Annotated in this window: 18 protein-coding genes; 10 read left to right on the plus strand and 8 right to left on the minus strand. The window is 63.7% G+C overall.

Translation table 11 applies throughout. The annotated features are described in order from the left end of the window. The 3 genes from CO669_RS25125 to CO669_RS25135 are packed head-to-tail and all read right to left on the minus strand — an operon-like array spanning position 1 to position 4,809. A complete protein-coding gene (locus CO669_RS25125) occupies positions 1–2,004 on the minus strand; it encodes an acetyl/propionyl/methylcrotonyl-CoA carboxylase subunit alpha (RefSeq protein ID WP_198964252.1) in 2,004 nt (667 codons plus the stop codon). A gap of 4 nt (positions 2,005–2,008) precedes the next feature. Beyond that, positions 2,009–3,613, minus strand: a complete 1,605-nt coding sequence (locus tag CO669_RS25130; RefSeq protein WP_097662621.1) for a carboxyl transferase domain-containing protein — start codon at positions 3,611–3,613, stop codon at positions 2,009–2,011. Positions 3,614–3,636: 23 nt separating this feature from the next. Next, positions 3,637–4,809: an isovaleryl-CoA dehydrogenase gene (locus CO669_RS25135; protein WP_198964253.1), complete on the minus strand. Its 1,173-nt coding sequence runs from the start codon at positions 4,807–4,809 to the stop codon at positions 3,637–3,639. A gap of 123 nt (positions 4,810–4,932) precedes the next feature. On the opposite strand from CO669_RS25135, the gene CO669_RS25140 reads away from it, so the two are divergent. Continuing rightward, positions 4,933–5,961, plus strand: coding sequence for an AraC family transcriptional regulator (locus CO669_RS25140; RefSeq protein WP_097662622.1), 1,029 nt, complete (start codon positions 4,933–4,935; stop codon positions 5,959–5,961). A 107-nt stretch (positions 5,962–6,068) separates the two neighbouring features. Here CO669_RS25140 and CO669_RS25145 read toward each other — a convergent pair whose 3' ends face one another. From CO669_RS25145 to CO669_RS25155, 3 genes are all read right to left on the minus strand, one after another. Next, positions 6,069–6,365 (minus strand): DUF3551 domain-containing protein, encoded by a 297-nt coding sequence (locus CO669_RS25145; RefSeq protein ID WP_097662623.1) that lies wholly within the window; start codon positions 6,363–6,365, stop codon positions 6,069–6,071. A gap of 265 nt (positions 6,366–6,630) precedes the next feature. Further along, positions 6,631–7,122: an Lrp/AsnC family transcriptional regulator gene (locus tag CO669_RS25150; RefSeq protein WP_097662624.1), complete on the minus strand. Its 492-nt coding sequence runs from the start codon at positions 7,120–7,122 to the stop codon at positions 6,631–6,633. Positions 7,123–7,406: 284 nt separating this feature from the next. Next, positions 7,407–7,712 (minus strand): ETC complex I subunit, encoded by a 306-nt coding sequence (locus CO669_RS25155; protein ID WP_097662625.1) that lies wholly within the window; start codon positions 7,710–7,712, stop codon positions 7,407–7,409. A 260-nt stretch (positions 7,713–7,972) separates the two neighbouring features. Here CO669_RS25155 and CO669_RS25160 point away from each other — a divergent pair, with 260 nt between their 5' ends. Continuing rightward, on the plus strand, positions 7,973–9,148 hold the full coding sequence (locus tag CO669_RS25160; protein ID WP_097662626.1) for an OpgC domain-containing protein: 1,176 nt from the start codon (positions 7,973–7,975) through the stop codon (positions 9,146–9,148). A 186-nt stretch (positions 9,149–9,334) separates the two neighbouring features. Then, positions 9,335–9,712, plus strand: a complete 378-nt coding sequence (locus CO669_RS25165) for a translational machinery protein (protein WP_245444472.1) — start codon at positions 9,335–9,337, stop codon at positions 9,710–9,712. Between the two features lie 9 nt (positions 9,713–9,721). Here CO669_RS25165 and CO669_RS25170 read toward each other — a convergent pair whose 3' ends face one another. Together CO669_RS25170 and CO669_RS25175 are read right to left on the minus strand one after the other, a co-directional pair. After that, positions 9,722–9,916, minus strand: coding sequence for a hypothetical protein (locus CO669_RS25170; RefSeq protein WP_097662628.1), 195 nt, complete (start codon positions 9,914–9,916; stop codon positions 9,722–9,724). A gap of 675 nt (positions 9,917–10,591) precedes the next feature. Next, a complete protein-coding gene (locus CO669_RS25175) occupies positions 10,592–10,975 on the minus strand; it encodes a hypothetical protein (protein WP_097662629.1) in 384 nt (127 codons plus the stop codon). Positions 10,976–11,325: 350 nt separating this feature from the next. On the opposite strand from CO669_RS25175, the gene CO669_RS25180 reads away from it, so the two are divergent. The 7 genes from CO669_RS25180 to CO669_RS25210 all read left to right on the plus strand — a co-directional run bounded on the left by CO669_RS25180 (position 11,326) and on the right by CO669_RS25210 (position 18,483). Beyond that, the gene (locus tag CO669_RS25180) at positions 11,326–12,702 is read left to right on the plus strand and encodes a tyrosine-type recombinase/integrase (RefSeq protein ID WP_158228790.1); all 1,377 of its coding nucleotides are present in this window, start codon (positions 11,326–11,328) and stop codon (positions 12,700–12,702) included. Between the two features lie 215 nt (positions 12,703–12,917). Further along, positions 12,918–13,118: a helix-turn-helix domain-containing protein gene (locus CO669_RS25185; protein ID WP_245444474.1), complete on the plus strand. Its 201-nt coding sequence runs from the start codon at positions 12,918–12,920 to the stop codon at positions 13,116–13,118. Between the two features lie 135 nt (positions 13,119–13,253). Then, positions 13,254–15,698, plus strand: a complete 2,445-nt coding sequence (locus CO669_RS25190) for a DUF3987 domain-containing protein (protein ID WP_158228791.1) — start codon at positions 13,254–13,256, stop codon at positions 15,696–15,698. A gap of 367 nt (positions 15,699–16,065) precedes the next feature. Then, complete coding sequence (locus CO669_RS25195) at positions 16,066–16,449, plus strand: hypothetical protein (protein WP_097662633.1); 384 nt, start codon at positions 16,066–16,068, stop codon at positions 16,447–16,449. A 76-nt stretch (positions 16,450–16,525) separates the two neighbouring features. Next, positions 16,526–16,972, plus strand: coding sequence for a hypothetical protein (locus tag CO669_RS25200; RefSeq protein ID WP_097662634.1), 447 nt, complete (start codon positions 16,526–16,528; stop codon positions 16,970–16,972). Between the two features lie 387 nt (positions 16,973–17,359). Beyond that, positions 17,360–17,806: a hypothetical protein gene (locus tag CO669_RS25205; RefSeq protein ID WP_097662635.1), complete on the plus strand. Its 447-nt coding sequence runs from the start codon at positions 17,360–17,362 to the stop codon at positions 17,804–17,806. Next, a complete protein-coding gene (locus CO669_RS25210) occupies positions 17,803–18,483 on the plus strand; it encodes a hypothetical protein (protein WP_097662636.1) in 681 nt (226 codons plus the stop codon). The genes CO669_RS25205 and CO669_RS25210 overlap by 4 nt, the downstream gene beginning before the upstream one ends. Positions 18,484–18,493 lie beyond the last annotated feature (10 nt).

The following is an 18,493-nucleotide window of genomic DNA, read 5'->3' on the forward strand; positions in this document are numbered from 1 at the left end:
TCACTCCCCTGAAGGCTCGACCACGGCGAGTTCGACGCCCTCCTGCACGATGTCGCCGACCTTGCACTTGATGGATCTCAGCACCCCGGCATAGGGCGCCCGCAGCGTCTGCTCCATCTTCATGACTTCGAGCGTGAGGATCGGCGCACCTTTCTCCAGCTTGGCGCCCTCCTCGGCCAGCACGGCGACGACCGTGCCCGGCAAGGGCGCCGCGATCTTGTCCGCGCCGGTCTGTTCCTCGGTCTCGCCCCCGAACGGATCGACCCAATGCAGGTCGAAGCGGCCGTTGCGGGTGCGCAGGTACAACTCATGACCGTCGATCACGGCGGCGACCGACGATTTGACGCCGTCGAGCGTCAGATCGAATCCGCCGGGCTTCGCCGCGATCGCGAACGCCAGTTCGCGCTCGCCGATCACCAGCGTGGACGGCCCGCTGCCATAGTTCAGCGTGACTTTCTGCTCCGGCCCATGGCCGACGCGGAAGGCGAAGCTGCGCTGGCGGCGGCCGACCGGCTGCCAGCCGAAGGTCTGCCAGGGCGAATGCGCCCCGCCTTGCGCCGTCTGCCGTTCACCGCCGACGATCGCGGCCACCGCAGCGCAAAGCTCGAGCTCTCCGGGTGCCGCCCCCGCCTGCGTCAGCACCGCCAGCTCGCGCTCGATGAAGCCGGTGTCGATCGCATTGCTCCGCACCTTCGGGTGCGTCATCAGCGCCGACAGGAACGGGATGTTGGTGACGATGCCGCGGACGTCGGACTCCTCCAGCCCGCGGTTCAGCCGCTCGATCGCGACATCCCGCGTCGGTGCCCATGCGATCATCTTGGCGAGCATGGCGTCGTAATAGGGCGAGACGCTGTCGCCCTCGCGATAGCCGGCATCGATGCGCAGGCCGCCGGTTTCCGACGGCAGGCGCCAGGTCGAGATCCTGCCGACCGACGGCATGAAATTCTTGGTCGGATTCTCGGCATAGACGCGCGCCTCGACGGCATGGCCGTTGAGCTTGATCTCGTCCTGCTTCATCGGCAGCGCCTCGCCGAAGGCGACGCGGAGCTGCCACTCGACGAGGTCGACGCCGGTGATCAATTCGGTCACGGGATGCTCGACCTGCAGGCGCGTGTTCATCTCGATGAAGAACACCTCCTTGCCGTCGGAGACGAACTCGATGGTGCCCGCGCCGACATAGTTCACCGCGCCCGCCGCTTTCCGCGCGGCGGCGCAGACGGTCTCGCGCTGGACGTCGTTCAGCGTCGGCGACGGCGCCTCCTCGATGACCTTCTGGTGCCGGCGCTGCAGCGTGCATTCGCGCTCGAACAGCGACAGCAGATTGCCGTGGCTGTCGCCGATGATCTGCACTTCAATATGCCGGGGATTGTCGACATATTTCTCGATCAGCATACGGTCGTCGCCGAACGCGGCCTTGGCCTCGCGCTTGGCGCTGACGATGGCGGGCGCAAGCTCGTCGGCCGAGCGCACGATGCGCATGCCGCGGCCGCCGCCGCCGGCGGAGGCCTTCACCAGGATCGGGAACCCGACCTTCTCGGCGGCCTTCGCCAGGGTCGCATCGTCCTGGGCCTCGCCGTGATAGCCGGGCACCAGCGGCACGCCTGCCTTTTCCATCAGCGCCTTCGAGCCCGACTTCGAGCCCATCGCATTCATCATCTCGGCGGTCGGGCCGACGAAGACGAGGCCGGCGTCGTAACAGGCCTGCGCGAACTCGGCATTCTCCGACAGGAAGCCGTAGCCGGGATGCACGGCCTCGGCGCCGGTCTTCCTGGCGGCCTCGATCAGGCGCTCGACATTGAGATAGCTGTCGCGGGCGCGTGCCGGCCCGAGCAGCACGGCTTCGTCCGCCAGCGCGACATGCATCGCGTCGCGGTCGGCCTCGGAATAGACCGCAACCGTGCGCAGGCCCATGGCGCGCGCGCTGCGGATGACCCGGCAGGCGATCTCGCCGCGATTGGCGATCAGGAGCGTGCGAAAACGGCGGTAGAGCTTTGAGCGGTCCATCGCATCACATCCTGAACAGGCCGAATTTCGTCGGCTCGATCGGCGCATTCGACGCCGCCGAGAGGCCGAGGCCGAGCACGAGGCGCGTGTCGGCGGGATCGATCACGCCATCGTCCCAGAGGCGCGCGGTCGCGTAATAAGGGTGCCCCTGGCTTTCATATTGCGCGCGAATGGGCTCGCGGAATTTGTCTTCCTCGTCCTTCGACCAGCTATCGCCCTTGGCCTCGATATTGTCGCGGCGGACCTGGCTCAGCACCATCGAGGCCTGCTCGCCGCCCATCACCGAGATGCGCGCGTTCGGCCACATCCACAGGAAGCGCGGCGAGTAGGCGCGGCCGCACATGCCGTAATTGCCGGCGCCATAGGAGCCGCCGATCACGACGGTGAACTTCGGCACAGAGGCGGTCGCCACTGCCGTCACCAGCTTGGCGCCGTCGCGCGCAATGCCGCCGGCCTCGTATTTCTTGCCGACCATGAAGCCGGTGATGTTCTGCAGGAACACCAGGGGAATGCCGCGCTGGCAGCACAGCTCGATGAAATGCGCGCCCTTCAACGAGCTCTCGCTGAACAGGATGCCGTTGTTGGCGATGATGCCGACCGGATAGCCCCAGATATGGGCGAAGCCGCACACCAGCGTCGTGCCATAGAGCTTCTTGAACTCGTCGAACTCGGAGCCATCGACGACGCGGGCGATGATGTCGCGCACGTCGAACGGCTTGCGGCCGTCGACCGGCACCACGCCGTAGATCTCCTCCGCCGCGAACAGCGGCTCGCGCGGCGTGTGCATGTTGAGGTTCGGCGTGACCTTCGGCTTCAGCGTGCCGACGATGCGCCGGGCAATCCCGATCGCATGCGCATCGTTCTGGGCATAATGATCGGTCACGCCCGACTGGCGCGAATGCACGTCGGCACCGCCGAGCTCTTCAGCGCTCACGACCTCGCCAGTCGCGGCCTTCACCAGCGGCGGTCCGCCGAGGAAGATGGTGCCCTGGTTTCGGACGATGATGCTCTCGTCCGACATGGCGGGGACATAGGCGCCGCCGGCGGTGCAGGAGCCCATCACGATCGCGATCTGCGGGATCCCAGCTGAGGACATCTGCGCCTGGTTGTAGAAGATGCGGCCGAAATGCCGCTCGTCCGGAAAGATCTCGTCCTGCAGCGGCAGGAAGGCGCCGCCGGAATCGACCATGTAGACGCAAGGCAGATTGTTCTGCCGCGCGATGTCCTGCGCACGCAGATGCTTCTTCACGGTCATGGGGTAGTAGGTGCCACCCTTGATGGTGGCGTCGTTGGCGACGATGACGCATTCGCGGCCCGAGATGCGCCCCACGCCGGTGACGACGCTGGCCGAATGCACGTCGCCGCCATAGAGGCCGTAAGCCGCGAGCGGTGACAGCTCCAGGAACGAGGTGCCGGGATCGACCAGGAGGTCGACGCGCTCGCGCGCCAGCATCTTGCCGCGCGCGGTGTGGCGGTTGCGGGAGACTTCGCCGCCGCCGCCGGCGACCTGGCTGAGCTTTTCGCGCAAATCCGCGACGAGGCCGCGCATGGCCTCGGAGTTGCGCGCGAAATCTGACGAGGACGGATCGATGCTGGAATGGAGCGGCATGATGTTTCCAATGAGGTGAACGTTTAAGCCGTCTCGGCCATCAGCTCGCGGCCGATCAGCATGCGGCGGACTTCGGACGTCCCCGCGCCGATCTCGTACAGCTTGGCGTCACGCCAGAGCCGCCCCACCGGGAATTCGGAGGTGTAGCCGACGCCGCCGAGCGCCTGAATCGCCTCGCCGGCCATCCACGTCGCCTTCTCCGCGGAATAGAGGATCGCGGCCGCCGCATCCTTGCGCAGCGTCCGCGCGTGATCGGCGCGGTCGCAGGCTCGCCCGACTGCATAGACATAGGCGCGCGTGGCCTGCCAGGTCGCATACATGTCGGCGAGCTTGCCCTGCATCAGCTGGAAATCACCGATCGGCTGGCCGAATTGCTTGCGCTCGTGCATGTAGGGCACGACAGCGTCCATGCACGCCGCCATGATCCCGAGCGGGCCGCCCGAGAGCACCGCACGCTCGTAGTCGAGGCCGGACATCAGCACCTTGACGCCCTCGCCCACCCTGCCCATCACGTTCTCCTCCGGCACCTCGCACTCGTCGAAGAACAAGGGATAGGTGTTGGAGCCGCGCATGCCGAGCTTGTCGAGATGCTGGCCATGGGTGAAGCCCTTGAACCCCTTCTCGACCAGGAAGGCGGTCATGCCGCGCGGGCCGGCCTCGGGATCGGTCTTGGCGTAGACCACCAGCACGTCGGCATCGCCGCCATTGGTGATCCACATCTTCGAGCCGTTCAGCACGTAGCGGTCGCCGCGCTTGTCGGCGCGCAGCTTCATCGACACCACATCGGACCCGGCGCCCGGCTCGGACATCGCGAGCGCGCCGACATATTCGCCGGAGATCAGTTTCGGCAGATAGCGCTGGCGCTGTGCGTCGTTGCCGTTGCGGCGGATCTGGTTGACGCAGAGGTTGGAATGGGCGCCGTAGGACAGGCCGACGGCAGCCGAGCCGCGCGAGATCTCCTCCATCGCGACGATATGGGCAAGATAGCCCATGCTGGAGCCGCCATATTGCTCCGGCGCGGTCATGCCGAGCAGGCCGAGGTCGCCAAAGCGCTTCCAGAGGTCGGCCGGGAACAAATTGGCCTTTTCGATCTCGGCGGCGCGCGGGGTGATCTCCGCCTCCACGAAGGAGCGGAGCGTGTCGCGCAGCATACCGATGTCTTCGCCCAGATCGAAATCGATGCTCGGGATATTCAAGGCGATTCCTCCCTATTTTGGCGACCGAACCTAGCGGGCTCAGGGCCCTCTTGCGGTCGAAAAGGTTGCATTTTCCGCCAAACTTGGCGAGGATTTTCCGGAAGGAGTTCCCTGGGGTTCGCCATGCCTTTTCAAGTCGCAACCGCGATCCCGCGCCGTGCCGTGACCCCTGCCGCGTTCGTCCGCGGCGTGGTCGGCGCCTATGCGCGCTACGGACTGGACCCGACTGAAGCGCTGCAGCGGGGGCAGATAGCGCCGGACCTTGTCAATTCTCCGGACGGGCGGGTCACGGCCGCCCAGTTCGAGGCGCTGGCCGACCACGCGATGCGCGAGCTCGACGACGAGGCGCTCGGCTGGTTCTCGCGGCGCCTGCCCTTCGGAACCTACGGCATGCTGTGCCGCGCCTCGATCACCGCGCCGACGCTGGAGGTCGCGCTCAAACGCTGGTGCCGGCACCACCGCCTGCTCACCGAGGACGTGCGGCTCGATCTCGAGGTCGGCGAGGAGACCGCGACGGTGACCATTCGCGAGCTGCGCGACCTCGGCGCTTTCCGCGAATTCTGCCTGGTCACCCTGCTCCGCTACGTGCTCGGCTTCTCCTGTTGGGCGGTGGATTCCAGGATCGCGCTCCGCTTCGCCGAATTTCCATTCCCCGAGCCCAGCCACGTCTCGGTCTATCCGACCATCTTCTCGCGCACCATCCGCTTCGAGGCCGACCACGCGGCCATCGTCTTCGACAAGCACTATCTCTCGCTGCCGCTCACGCGCAGTCCCGTCGATCTCGACAACATGCTCAAGGGCGCGCTCAGGCTGACCGTGCTGCCCTATCGGCGCGACAGGTTGCTGGTCGAGCGGGTCCGCCGCGTGCTGCGCAATGCGCGCGGGCGCAGTCTCGGCGCCGAGGATGTCGCAAGCGAGCTGGCGCTTTCAACCCGCACCATGCACCGGCGTCTGCGCGAGGAGGCCACCTCGCTGCGCGACCTCAAGGAAGAGGCAAAATTCGAATTGGCAAAACAGGAGCTGATGCGCGGCCGCATGCCGATCAAGCGGATCGCCGAGATCGCCGGCTTCCGCAACGACAAGAGTTTTTCCCGCGCCTTCCGCAGCTGGACGGGCGCGAGCCCCCGCGAGTTTCGAGGGCGCTATCGCTAGGACGGCATGGAGCGAGCGCCATGAAGCGCCGCGGCTCTCAAACATTTACGGCCTCCGGGATCACTCCCGAAGGCCGTAAAGGTCGAAACCACCAGACTTGACCCCGATCAATTCGAGTTGGTCTGGCCGCCCGAGCGAAGCTTGGCGCGCGGCTGCGAGTGCTTCGGCTGATAGGCGAGGGAATCGCTCGCGCTCTTCCCACCGCTCTGCGCGCACGTTCCGCCGATACCGCCGGCAGCAGCGCGGCAGGCTTCCATCGTCGGATAGCCGCAGCCATGAGCGGCCTGCGCGCCGTTGGTGATGCAGTAATCTTCCGCTTTCGCAGTCGGTGCCGTCAGCACCAGAAACGCGGACGCGAACAGCGTCGCGGCGGAAACTGCGAACGTCTTCGTAACCGAGGTCATTTGTCTTTTCCTACTTGAGAAGTCCCACATATGAGCCCTCGACGTGCGATGCGCGCTGAAGCTCATACCCCGCATGTAAGCCAACCACCGGAACCATCAATCACGGTTCAGCGCATTGCAGGGATGTCATAATCACATTTCTCAGTTAGGTGATTTAATCAGCATTATAGTGCCGACGAGACATGCTTGCGCGGCGTCTGGCGCGACGATTTCCTCCAACTCGATCGCAATTGATTCAAATACAGGCCGCCGGCGGCGTGACCTGCTAACCGACGGACGCAGTCGCGATGTCCTGCAGCGGCAGCGGGACATCCTTTGCAACACCCAGCACGGGGAAGCTGCGCACGTTCTTCACGTCGGGCATCGCGGCGAAGTGCAACAGCTGCTGGCGCATGCTCTCGACGCTCGGCGCCACGCATTTCAGGAGATAGTCGGTGTCGCCGGAAATCCGCCAGCACTGCTGGATGCGCGGGATCGCGGCGATCGAGCTCTCGAACGCTTCCAGCACCGGTTGAGCCTGGCTGCCGAGCTGGATCGAGACGAACGACACGACTTCATAGCCGAGCCGCCGCTCGTCGATGACGGCCCGCACCGCCCGGATCACGCCGCGGCTGAACAGCGATTTCAGCCGCCGCAGGCAGTTCGGCGCGGACACGCCGACGCGCAGCGCCAGCTCGTTGTTGCGCACCCGTCCGTCCTGCTGCAGTTCGGAGAGAATCTTCAGATCGACGCTGTCGAGCTGGTCACGCCCGGCCATACCCTGCCCTCGTTATGGTCGTGTCATGCGGGGTACCGAAGCACGGGGCGGAAGGGGTGCCAAGAGGCACCCAAGGGGCAGACACGGCCCACCGCGTTGTCGCCGACGCGCAGGATGCCTCTCCGCCCTCATGCCGGGCATAGCCGTCCGAAGGACGGCATCGCTTTCCGCGCGCTCTTCCGGCCCCTAAACGTGGACGCCCGGTCCTTCGCCTCGCCGAAGCGGCTTCGGCCGCGCAGGCGGGACAAGCCCGGGCATGACGTCCCGATAGAGTTTGCCGGGGATCAGTGCGTCCAGGGCTCGCCGCGGCGGAACGAGAAATTGTCGGCATAGGCGACCGGGCGGCGGATCGAATCCTGGGGCTCGATGACCTGGTAGGCGATACCCTTGCGCTCGCAATAGGCGATCGCCTCGTCCTTGCTGTGGAAGCGCAGCGTGATCTGCTGCTTCATGTCGCCCGACGAGGTCCAGCCCATCAGCGGCTCGACCGCGCGCGGCTGCTCCGGCTCGTAATCCAGCTGCCATTCCTTCGTCTTGGACCGGCCGGATTGCATCGCGTTCTTGGCGGGCTTGAAAATGCGTGCGGTCATGGGGTGGTCCGGGCCTCGTTTTTCGACTTTTCGTTCGATTTCGATGCGTCAGGGTGGCAGTTGGTGGAAAGCTCAGGGATAGTATAGAGACACCGATCGGGAACTGATTGGTGATTCCGCCTCCCCGGTAGCCTCTGCGACGGTATAGTCATTATGCTGCACCGTGACAATTGCGTACCCGCCTTCCGCGCCGGGATCTCGCCCGGTGGCACTGCCTCCCCGACTTCAGCCTGCCCGCCCCCTTCGAGAGCTCACCTCGCATGGCCTTCCTGAACATCAACGCCACGCTCCCCGAAAAAGGCCGTGACCTCCGGCTCGATCTGTTTCGCGGCGTCGCGAACTGGGCAATCTTCCTCGACCACATCCCCGACAACGTCGTGAACTGGATCACGACGCGCAATTACGGCTTTTCCGACGCCGCCGATTTGTTCGTCTTCATCTCCGGCTACACCGCCTCGTTCGTCTATGCGCGCATGATGCTGGACCGCGGCTTCATCGTCGGCGCCACCCGGCTGACCAAGCGGGTCTGGCAGCTCTACGTCGCCCACATCATCCTGTTCGTGATCTACATTGCCTCGATCAGCTATCTGGCGCTGCGCTTCGGCGATAGCGAGATGATCAACGAGTTCAACGTCGCCGGCCTCGTCGACAACGCCACCGAGACGCTGCGCCAGGGCCTGTTCCTGCGCTTCAAGCCGCTCAATCTCGACGTGCTGCCGCTCTACATCGTGCTGATGGGGCTGTTCCCGCCGGTGCTGTGGTTCATGCTGCGCAAGCCCGACGTGACCATGGTGCTGGCGATCGTGCTGTGGCTGGCAGCGCGCCATTTCGGCTGGAATCTGAACGCCTATCCGGCCGGCCAGTGGTACTTCAACCCGTATTGCTGGCAGGTGCTGTTCGTGTTCGGCGCCTGGTGCGCGATGGGCGGCGCGCGCCGCTCGATGACGCTGATCAACGCGCCGATCACGCTCTATCTCTGTCTCGGCTACCTCCTGTTCGCGCTGGTCATGACCATGGCCGGCCGCTTCCCCGCGCTCGGCGGCATGTTCCCGGAGTGGCTGTTCTCGGCTTTCAACCCGAACGACAAGACCAACCTCGCGCCCTACCGTTTCATCCACTTCGTCGTGATCGTGATCCTGGTGATCCGCTTCGTGCCGAAGGAATGGCCTGGGCTCGAATGGAAGGTGTTCGATCCCCTGATCGTCTGCGGCCAGCAGTCGCTCGCCGTGTTCTGCGTCGGCGTGTTCCTGTCCTTTGTCGGCCATTTCGAGCTGTCGATGAGCTCGGGCTCGCTGCTCGCGCAGATCTTCGTCAGCGTCGCCGGCATCGCGATCATGACGACGGTGGCCTATTACATCTCGTGGTCGAAGAAGCAGGACAAGCCGCTGAAGCCCCCGCCGCCCAAGCCTGCGGCAAGCGCGGCGAAGGCAGCCTGAGCCGAGAGAGACGACCTTCGGAGCGCGCCGGGCGATCGTCTTGGCGGCTGGGCGATGATCGATTGACTTGGGTCAACCAGGCGTGGCGCCGGCCGGCCTAATGTCGTCACGACACGCGCCGCCTCACAGATGTCGGCGGCCTCCCCTCGGACAAGGCCCAAGCACATGCCCTCTCATTTTCACGCCGTGGTATGGATCGACCATTCGCAGGCCAGGATCTTCCATCTCGGCCTGACCGGCTCCGACGAAGTCACGTTGCATCCGCAACTGGCAACGCGTCACCTTCATCACAAGGCCAACGCGGTCGGCAGCGGCCATGCCGCCCCCGACAAGGCGTTCCACGCCGAAGTGAGCAAAGCCCTCGCCGATGCCGGTGAGATCCTCATCATCGGTCCGGCGAGCGCGAAGACGGAGCTAGCCAACCACCTTCGTGCGCACGCCCCCGACATTGCCAAGCGGATTGCCGCGGTGGAGGCCGCCGACCATCCTTCCGACGCCGAAATCATCGCCTATGCGAAACGTCACTTCAAACTGCCGCTGCCGCGCGTGCAGGCACCGGGATAGGCCGCGGCGTCAGGCCGCTTCCTCACCGTCGAACTCGGTGAACTTCTTGTAGATCCAGTCGCGGCCGTCGTGGCGGCGCCAGACCTTGCCGTACACGAGCTGACCGTTGATCGAGCGGCGCGGAACGATCACGGTCCAGAGGTGCCAGACCTCGCTCCAGGTCGATTGCGGACCGGCGGGTCGGAGATTGCGATCGAAGGACATGGCGTAGAACTCACTGACGCAGAACTCACTTGCGCAGAACCCAACCGGCGCGAAGGCCGCGATGAATTGTGTTCTAGTGTGAGCACGGATTGCAGGCCCCGTCGGGAGCCGGGACTAATCTGATACCGATCGCCAGAGCGGCCGCAACGACCGCTCGTCCTTAACCTAACCGGTCAACCTTACTTCCCCAGGCCAATGTCCGCAGGGCGGTTGAAAGCCGGCGCCGATCAATCTAGAGTACGCGCATGATTTGAGAGTGCCCGCGCCGGCTTGGCGCGGGAATATTGATTGAGCTGACGCCTGATTTTGCGATTGAATTTTCGAGACGACTCGTCAGGGCGACCATAATGAATTTGGAATGTGCACGTCTGCGCCTGGCGCTGCGATCGATGTCGCCTGCGTCGGTCGCAAGGACGCCGGCGCAAGAGCTGCCGCAAGCCGCGAACGACAACCAGCTGGTCTGGCCGTTCGTCCCGTTTCCGCCGGGCTGGCACGCATCGGGCTAATCGGCCGGATCCTTGCCAAAATGACGCCGGAAAAGCGCAACGCCGCGCAAGCGGAATATCATCGCTTGGCGGCGTCCGTTTAGACATTGGGCGCTGAAATCCCCAACACACATATGTCTATGGCGACAGCCAAAGGTTCGATGACGCTTCGATCATTCACCAGGTTCGCTCAGACCCCGGCGCTGGACGCGGCCTCGCCATTGGCTTGAAGCGCGCCTTGCGCGTTGTAGGTCTGTCCCGCCTGGCTGCCTTGGCTACCTTGGCTGCCTTGCGCGCTCGCCGAGGTCTGCACCTCGGTGGTGCCGTCGGAATAGGTAATCGTGGTGGTGGTGACACCGTCGATGGTGATGGAGACCTCGCTGACGATGGTCTTGGCCGAACTGCCGCCGCCCGATCCCGCGCTGCCGCCCGCCGATTGCGAGGACGACGTCTCCGATGTCGCCGACGCCGCTGACGTCGACGAAGCGGCCGACGTCGAGGATGCCGACGTCGTGGCGGCCGACGGGGACGCCGTCGCGGTCGCACTGGCTGAAGCAATCGCACTGATCGACATGAAGACCTCGCCTGAAGGAAATAGGGGGCATAGCGCCGGTTGCGCGCCCTCTCCTTCAACGCAGCGCGCGGGCGAAGCAGGCGCAGTATCTGCGCCCTCGCCCGGAACGCCGGACAGGTCGGAATCACGAGGAAAATGAAAGGGATTCAATGCCGGGACTGGTCGGGGCAGCTGGATTCGAACCAACGACCTGCAGTACCCAAAACATATCAGCTATTCCCTCACCTGCCCTCACTGGCCCTCAAGCGCCGGATCACCCGACGGAAAGTCTCGGCCGTCCTTATCTGGTGTCATCCTCCGTCTGCTGTGATTGGCGCCGCGGTGCTTCCCCCGTGCTTCCCGGAGGGCAAATGAGCGGTCAAACCATCACGAAAAGCCTTGTCGACGGCTTGGAAAAGAAGGCCTCGGAATACACAGTCTGGGACGCGAAGCTTCCCGGGTTCGGGGTGCGCGTCCGATCCACCGGGGCCAAGTCATTCATTATCGTATATCGGGCGGGAACCGGCCGTACAGCCCCGGTGCGGCGTTACACCGTGGCCGCCGTCGGCAAGCTGGCGCCAGAGGCAGCCCGCACCCAAGCGAAAATCCTGCTGGGGAACATTGCCAACGGAGCCGACCCGGCCGCCGAGAAGCGTGCGAATCGGCCCAAGCGCGACCGGTTGACTTTCGACGAGCTCGCCCAGCTCTACCTGGACCAATACGCGAAGGTAAGGAAATCGTCCTGGAAGAACGATGAGGGTTATCTGAAGAAGCCCCGGGCGAAATGGAAGCGGCGAATCGCTGCCGATATCACCGATGACGATGTGGCAGAGCTCCTCGAGGAGATCGGCGCCACGGCGCCGGTCGGGGCCAACCGGACACAATCTGTCCTTCACACCCTCTTTTCGTGGGCCAAGGAGCCTGGGCGTAAGCACGTGCCGATCAACCCGGTGGCGGACATGCGCCGGCGCTACCAAGAAACGGCCCGGGAGCGCGTCCTCAATGATGAGGAGATCCGGACCTTGTGGTGGGGCTTGGACGATCCGGAATTGCCCGCCGGACGCTCTGTCGCCCTTGCCCTCCGTTTCATCTTGGCCACCATGGTTCGGCCTGGCCAGTCCGCTGGCCTGCTCATCCCTGAGTTGATCGGGTTCACTGGGGAGGATCCGCAGTACCACATCCCAAAACATCGGGTGAAGAAGCGTCGCGAAGTGATTGTCCCGCTGAATGCTTTAGCTCTTGCCAGTGTTCGGGAGGCAATCAAGCGCGACGATCAAGGCGCCGTTTTCTGTTCGTGGTCGGCGGCGCCCGCACCAAGTCCGCTAAATGCGGCGCCGGACGGCGATTCGGACGCCGATCGGTTTCTGCCAATCACCCGGGACGCTCTGTCCGCGGCATTGAACGGCCGGCCTGCCAAAGGCAACCGGCCGGCGCGCAAGGGCATCCGGGAGCATCTCGGCATTGCGCACTTCACACCACACGATCTGAGGCGCACCGCCGCAACAATCGCGCGCCGCGGCGGCGCGAAGCGCGAGGATGTCAAAGCGCTGCTTGATCATCTCGAGGGCGATGTCACCGCGACGTACGACAAGTACGACATGCTGCCAGAGAAGCGGCGGGTTGCGGCGATCCTTGAGGCCGAGCTCCGTAAGATTGTCGGCACGAAGCCGAATTTTTGCAAACCTGAACTTGCCTTTGATCGCGACAACGTTGTTGCGATCGCTGAACAGATAGCTGTAGCCGGCTGAAACAAAGAGACGCGGCGCAATTTGTGTGCTGCGCCTCAATTCCTATTTACAAGGGGAGAAGGCCACAGCCGGCTGTCTTGCCTTTCAGCCGATCTTTGATAGCATCAGATGGTGCAAGCTTAGTCCCGCGCATCGGGCAGCGCGTAGTTTTCAGATCGCTCATTCCATTCGGTCTTGCACGTTCGGAACGCCCTTCGAACCTAATGGATGAGCAGATGCAGCAATTTCTCGACACAAAAGAAGCAGCTCGGCACGTCCGCCTTTCGACGGCGACGCTTGAGCGGTTGCGCGTGAAAGGCGGCGGTCCCGTCTATATCAACCCGATCCCTGGTCGCGTGCTCTACGACGTGACGGACCTAGACGCTTGGATGTGGAGTCGGCGTCGCAAGTCAACGTCGGAAAGCCAAGCGGCTTAAGCGCTTCATTTTTCGCCGGCCAAGCATTCCCAAAGACCAGACACTAGGGCCAATACCGCCATGCCCCCGCGGGCGCCAAAAAGAATGGCCCCGCCGACTGCCAGGTCGAACGGGGCCAAAAATCGAAACCAAGAGATGGATATCACAAGCACCGTTACGAAACAACGAACTCCCCTCGCTAAGCTGCAGCCGAAAATCGACATCGCGGTCGGTCTTGCCGAGCTTGGCTTTGACGTGTTTCCGCTGTCACCCAATCGGAAAACTCCGGTCTTCGAGGACAATTGGAAAGATATCGCGACCCACGATACCGATCGCGTGAGGAAGCTGTGGGCGGGCGGCTATCGAGTTTGCAACGTCGGCCTGCGAACGGGCCTTCCCTTCTTGAACGGTTTCCTTGCTGTAATCGATATCGACATCAAGGACGCAAAGCCGGGGAAGGAATCGCTCGCAGAACTCGAGGAGCACTTGGGCAAGCTCCCTCCGACAATGACATTCCGCACGGCCTCTGGCGGTGAACATCGCTATTTTGTAGCGCCGTGGCCCCTGGGCAACAGCAATTCAAAGCTCGGCCCCGGAATCGATGTTCGCGGCGTCGGCGGCTACGTTGTGGGAGGCGGCAGCACTGTCGACGGTAAAGAATATGGCCTGATCGGCGGTGAAGAATTCGCCGCTCTTCCCGAGGCGTGGGCCATTGCTTGCGGCCGGCCTCGCGAGCGCGTAGCGCTTGATGACGCCGTTCCCCTGGTCGAGCTGGACCAACCGGCAAGCATCGAACGCGCGATAGTTTTCCTGGCCGGCAGTGCAGCAGCGCGCAGCACGTACGTGACGGCCTGCCACGTCCGCGGCCTTGGTGTCAGCCAGGAAAAGTGTCTGGAGCTGATCGTTGAGCATTGGCCCCGCGCCGCCGAGAAAGCTTACGACCACATCGAGACGCGCGTTCGCAACGCCTACAACTACGCGCAGGATCCCGCAGGCATCTGGTGCCCAGAAGTGGAGTTCGACGCCGTTGAAACGGCTTGTAGGCCCTCGCCGGCCAACGTTTGGGATGAACCAGCCGACCTTTGGAAACAGGAAAAGCCGCCCCAGGACATGCTGCACGGCATCGTTCCCCCATTCCTACACGCGTTTGGAAGGGACCGAGCTCGGTCCCTTGGCGTGAACTCGGACGCGATCACCGCCGCCGCGGTAGCTGTCGTGGGGTCGCTCATTCCCGCCACGAACCGACTGCAAATGTATCAAAACCGGAGCTCCTGGTCTGTGCTCTGTGTGCTTTGGACCGCGCTAGTCGGCGACCCAGGCTCTGCCAAGTCCGCCGCGGTGAAAGCGGCTCTTGCCTTTGCAAATCCCGTAAACAAGGCCTGGTCAGCCTCTTTCGCAAAGCAAATGGCCGACTACGATCAGGCGGAGCTCGCCTTTTCGGCTCGGACCTCAAAGAAGAAGAGGGCCGACGAGCAGGCAGAGCCCGATGGGCATCCGGCAGACGTCATGGTGAAGCCGACACCGCCCAAGTCGCGCTCAAAAATCTCGAACGACAGCACAACCGAAGCCATCATAACGCGCTTGGCCGAAACGCCAGAAATTGCACCGTTGATCCAATATTCCGATGAGCTCTCCGGTTGGCTCGGAGGCATGGACGCGTATCGGGCGAAGGGCTCCAAAGATCGAGCGCTTTGGCTTGAGGCGAAAGAAGGCGCCCCCTACCGCGTCGATCGTCAAGGCCGCGGATCGGTCGAAGCTCCAAATTTGGCTGTTTCGATCATCGGAGGCATTCAAGACGATCTGATCGCACGGCTTGCTGCCGACCTCGAAACAGACGGGCTCCTGCAGAGGTTCGCTTTAATCGCCATTCGGCAACTGGGGCTTGGCGAAGATAACGCTGAAGATCCGGCCATCGAAGCTGCGATCCCGCGCGTTGCATTGGCACTCACAAGCCTCGGCGAGGCAACCTACCGCTTCGCCCCGGAGGCCGCGGAAGAGCTGTGGGCCATCAAAGCCTTCAAAATGAGAGAAATGGCTCGGCCAGATATCCCGTCGGGGCTAAAGACGTGGCTGGCCAAGACCGACGCCGAGTTCGGGCGATATGCCCTCGCCTTCCACCTGATCGAATGGGCCATTGTCGCTGAAGCGATCGAGCTGCCCCCGGACGAGTTGATCTCGGCCGCAACGGCCAGGAGGGCTCGGCGCTACGTCGAGGAGTTTCTCTACGCTCACGCCCTCTTCATCCACACCACCGTGCTCGATGGCGCCGGCCACGACCACGAGGCGCGATGGATCGCGGGGTACATCCTAAGCCGCCCTACTCCACCGCTCCGAATTTCGGCCAGGGAGGTCAAAAGGGCTCGCCCCCGCAGTCTTGGCAGGAACCCAAAGCAGCTTTTAGCGGTAATGGGCCGCCTCGAAGCCGATGGATGGGTCCGTTTGGCGACTTCCGATCCGGCTAGTTGGCGGATCAATCCCGCCGTCCACGACGGACGTTTCGAAGACATCCGGAGGGTCGAGGTCGAGCGCCGCGAGGCCATACGCGGCGAAATCGCGGTCGCTGCAGCAGGTCGGCGGGCGCCAGATGGAGGCGCAGCATGATGTTACGGCCCCGGCAGCGCTGTCAGCGGGTGTCAACGCTGTCAGCGTTTTTGATGACCGATTCCAGAATCCACAACGCGAGCGGCGGAGGCGTCGACACGCTGACAAGCGCTGACAGCGCTGACGGGAATGACGCTTTGACGCCCTCGCCAGCGGCGGGGCTGTCAGCGGTGTCACTTGCGCGCGCGGATACACCAAGGCTTTTTTCCCCCTCCTCCCTCTATTTTCCCCCGAACCCGTTTGGGCGGAATCCGCTGACACCGCTGACACCCCCGCCGCTGGCCGCTCCACCGCTGTCGAGGTGCCCGCTCCTGCTTTTGCGTCCATCCACGCCGCCGGCATTCGCCCACAATACGGGGAGACAACATTGAACCGCTTCACCCCTGGCCGCATCTTCAAGTCTCGAGGTCGGCAGTACCAGATCCTCGGGACCAAAGACCACTGGACCCGAGACGGCCGCTACGTTGAGATGATCCGTTATCAGTCGACCTGTGCCGAGACTTGCTGCGGGCGGACCTTCAGGGCTCTCACGACCAAGAGCAGGATCCGCAAAGGCCAGCTCAACAAGCGCTGCGAACTCCATCACGCACCCGGTATACCGATCCCCGTCAAAAAGGCTCGCAAGAAGCGGCCTAAAGCCCATGTGAAGAAGCCGACGGCCGCGGCCCGTCTGGCGGCGCGCCGGGAGCGCGCGCTCGAGAGGGCTATCCTCGCCATGCAGCGCGTCCAGCGCCCCTCCTATCTCGACTGAGGGGCCTTCTGGCGGCCTTGCAGGAGGCGCCCATCTGCGGCAATCTGGCGTTGAGCTCCAGAACGGAGGTTTCCGGATGCCCCGCGGCCAATTCTACACCGTCTTCACGCTGGGATTTGCCGCAGCGATCGCGCTGCTGGGCGTCAGCGTGAGCGCCGCACTGCTCTTTTGGCACGAGCCGTATTGGTGGGTTGCGAGGACGTTCGATGGCCAAGTGAATTGGCTTTCGCCGCTTTACCTCTCGCTTATCGTCGCCGGTGCCGCTCTGTTCATCGCTTATTGGGTTGTTCGAATCCAACAGACAATCGTTCGCTGGTCCGGCGATCGGCTGATTGCGAGACTGAACGAACAATACACGGCGATTGAACAGACACAGGGCCGCGAATACGCCGACGAGTTCATGAGACTGCAGGCGCAATCCATAATCGAGGAGAGCGAAGGTAAACCGTTCAATCTCTTCGGCCGTGAGAAGATGCTGCATGCCTCCGCGGCCGCAGGTGTTCGAATTCGTCCACCGGCTTGATCAGGCAGATGGGCGCTACCGCGCACGTTCACTGGCGCCGGCACCGGTAGCCTAACGCCGCAAAAGTCATCTCGTCGCCGCAAGAACGGAAGATGTAGCCCGGACCGCACATGTTCGGGACGGATAGCCAGCCTCAGCCGACGAAGTCGCTCCTCTATAACCGCAAAAACGCACAAAATCGACAACCCTGATCGTTTGATTCGGAGTGCCCCGCGCTAGCGCGCCGAGTTTTGCGAAGCTTTCGATCACGCAAAGCCAGACACCTACGCCGCAGCACCTTCAGTTGCCGGCATCCGCGCAGCGTCGACAAAGTCGACAAACTCTCACGGTTGACGACGCTTCCCCTCAGTGATCCCAACGCATGCGGGGGCTCATGGAGAGCCAAGCATGCGCTACGAAACGGAAAGCCTCGACACCGCGGGTCCCCTCGCCGACGGTCGCAAGTTCTCGCCGCGTCCACGCGCCGACCCGCCCGACCAACCCCTTCAACATCCGGCGCCCACCCGTCCCGACGTACCGCACGATGTCTCGCCCGATATCAAGAAGGCGATGCTGGCTGCGGCCTATGCCGAACAGATGATCGATCGACTGGCCTCGCTTCAAAATGAAGAGGTCCTTAAGTACACCGGCATATCTCGGACCGAACTCGGGCTCCGGGTGTGGAACGCGCCGCTGGCCGAGGTCGCAGATCGCATTGGCCTAAAGAAGCATGTGCTCAGGCGCATCTGCGCGCTCTTCGAAATACCTGTCCCGCCGAAGGGCTATTTCAACACCAGCTTCGCGCAGCGCTCTATCCGGTGGACCCGCGTGGACGTCGGAGCCCCCGCGAGATGATCCCCGCTCCCCGACTGTACGAAGCTATCGAGGTCCTCGAGCGACTTCAGCTGAGTGGCGAAGAGCTCGAGGAGCTCCTCAACATCGGCATCGTCGCGCCGGTCGCCGGCGGGCCGAACGGCGAGCCGCGGTACAGCGCTGAGACGATTGACCACCTGGCAGCTCGGGAGCAGCGCACCAGGCTCTCGGATGCCCTCTGGTGGGATTTCGAGCTCCAACAGCCGGCCTACATGCCCCCCGGCGCGCCATGGGCCCCCTCGGTCGACCTGCCCTTCTATCCCTTCGACGACAAGGAGCAGCAATCCTGGACACGACGATACTATAAGCTCCGCTGGGCCTCCGCCCCGGGCCCATACCCCTATCCCGACCGCCTGACGCGCCGGCGGTCGAGGCTCGAAGACAAAGCTACCAAAGCCTTCGAGCGCAAGCATGGGATCAAACGGGAGCGCGTCCACAGGAGCCGGGATGTCGATGTCCAAATCCGCCGCACCCGTGTCAGGATAGGCCGGGCAAAGCTCCGCAATCTCGTCTGGAGCAAGACCATGATCCGCGCGGCCGCGGACCTTGGCATCTCCGAATTCGCGCTCCGGCAGCTCTGCAAGCGGCACGGCATACCGCTGCCGACCCGCGGCCATTTCAACCACAAGGATCCGAAGAAGCGGCCGCCAAAACCATAGCTGGTGGGCA

Origin of the sequence: Bradyrhizobium sp. Y36 (assembly GCF_002531575.1) — a bacterium.
Classification (GTDB): Bacteria; Pseudomonadota; Alphaproteobacteria; order Rhizobiales; family Xanthobacteraceae; genus Bradyrhizobium.

Excerpts from the sequence above, each read along its gene's own strand:
- CO669_RS25170 (WP_097662628.1), bottom strand. The coding sequence starts at position 9,916 with ATGTCCTTCGATCGCAATCTCCGACCCGCCGGTCCGCAATCGACCTGG.
- CO669_RS25140 (WP_097662622.1), top strand. The coding sequence starts at position 4,933 with ATGCCTTTTCAAGTCGCAACCGCGATCCCGCGCCGTGCCGTGACCCCT.
- CO669_RS25210 (WP_097662636.1), top strand. The coding sequence starts at position 17,803 with ATGATCCCCGCTCCCCGACTGTACGAAGCTATCGAGGTCCTCGAGCGA.
- CO669_RS25125 (WP_198964252.1), bottom strand. The coding sequence starts at position 2,004 with ATGGACCGCTCAAAGCTCTACCGCCGTTTTCGCACGCTCCTGATCGCC.
- CO669_RS25205 (WP_097662635.1), top strand. The coding sequence starts at position 17,360 with ATGCGCTACGAAACGGAAAGCCTCGACACCGCGGGTCCCCTCGCCGAC.
- CO669_RS25150 (WP_097662624.1), bottom strand. The coding sequence starts at position 7,122 with ATGGCCGGGCGTGACCAGCTCGACAGCGTCGATCTGAAGATTCTCTCC.
- CO669_RS25145 (WP_097662623.1), bottom strand. The coding sequence starts at position 6,365 with ATGACCTCGGTTACGAAGACGTTCGCAGTTTCCGCCGCGACGCTGTTC.
- CO669_RS25175 (WP_097662629.1), bottom strand. The coding sequence starts at position 10,975 with ATGTCGATCAGTGCGATTGCTTCAGCCAGTGCGACCGCGACGGCGTCC.
- CO669_RS25180 (WP_158228790.1), top strand. The coding sequence starts at position 11,326 with ATGAGCGGTCAAACCATCACGAAAAGCCTTGTCGACGGCTTGGAAAAG.
- CO669_RS25190 (WP_158228791.1), top strand. The coding sequence starts at position 13,254 with ATGGATATCACAAGCACCGTTACGAAACAACGAACTCCCCTCGCTAAG.
- CO669_RS25155 (WP_097662625.1), bottom strand. The coding sequence starts at position 7,712 with ATGACCGCACGCATTTTCAAGCCCGCCAAGAACGCGATGCAATCCGGC.
- CO669_RS25130 (WP_097662621.1), bottom strand. The coding sequence starts at position 3,613 with ATGCCGCTCCATTCCAGCATCGATCCGTCCTCGTCAGATTTCGCGCGC.
- CO669_RS25160 (WP_097662626.1), top strand. The coding sequence starts at position 7,973 with ATGGCCTTCCTGAACATCAACGCCACGCTCCCCGAAAAAGGCCGTGAC.
- CO669_RS25185 (WP_245444474.1), top strand. The coding sequence starts at position 12,918 with ATGCAGCAATTTCTCGACACAAAAGAAGCAGCTCGGCACGTCCGCCTT.
- CO669_RS25200 (WP_097662634.1), top strand. The coding sequence starts at position 16,526 with ATGCCCCGCGGCCAATTCTACACCGTCTTCACGCTGGGATTTGCCGCA.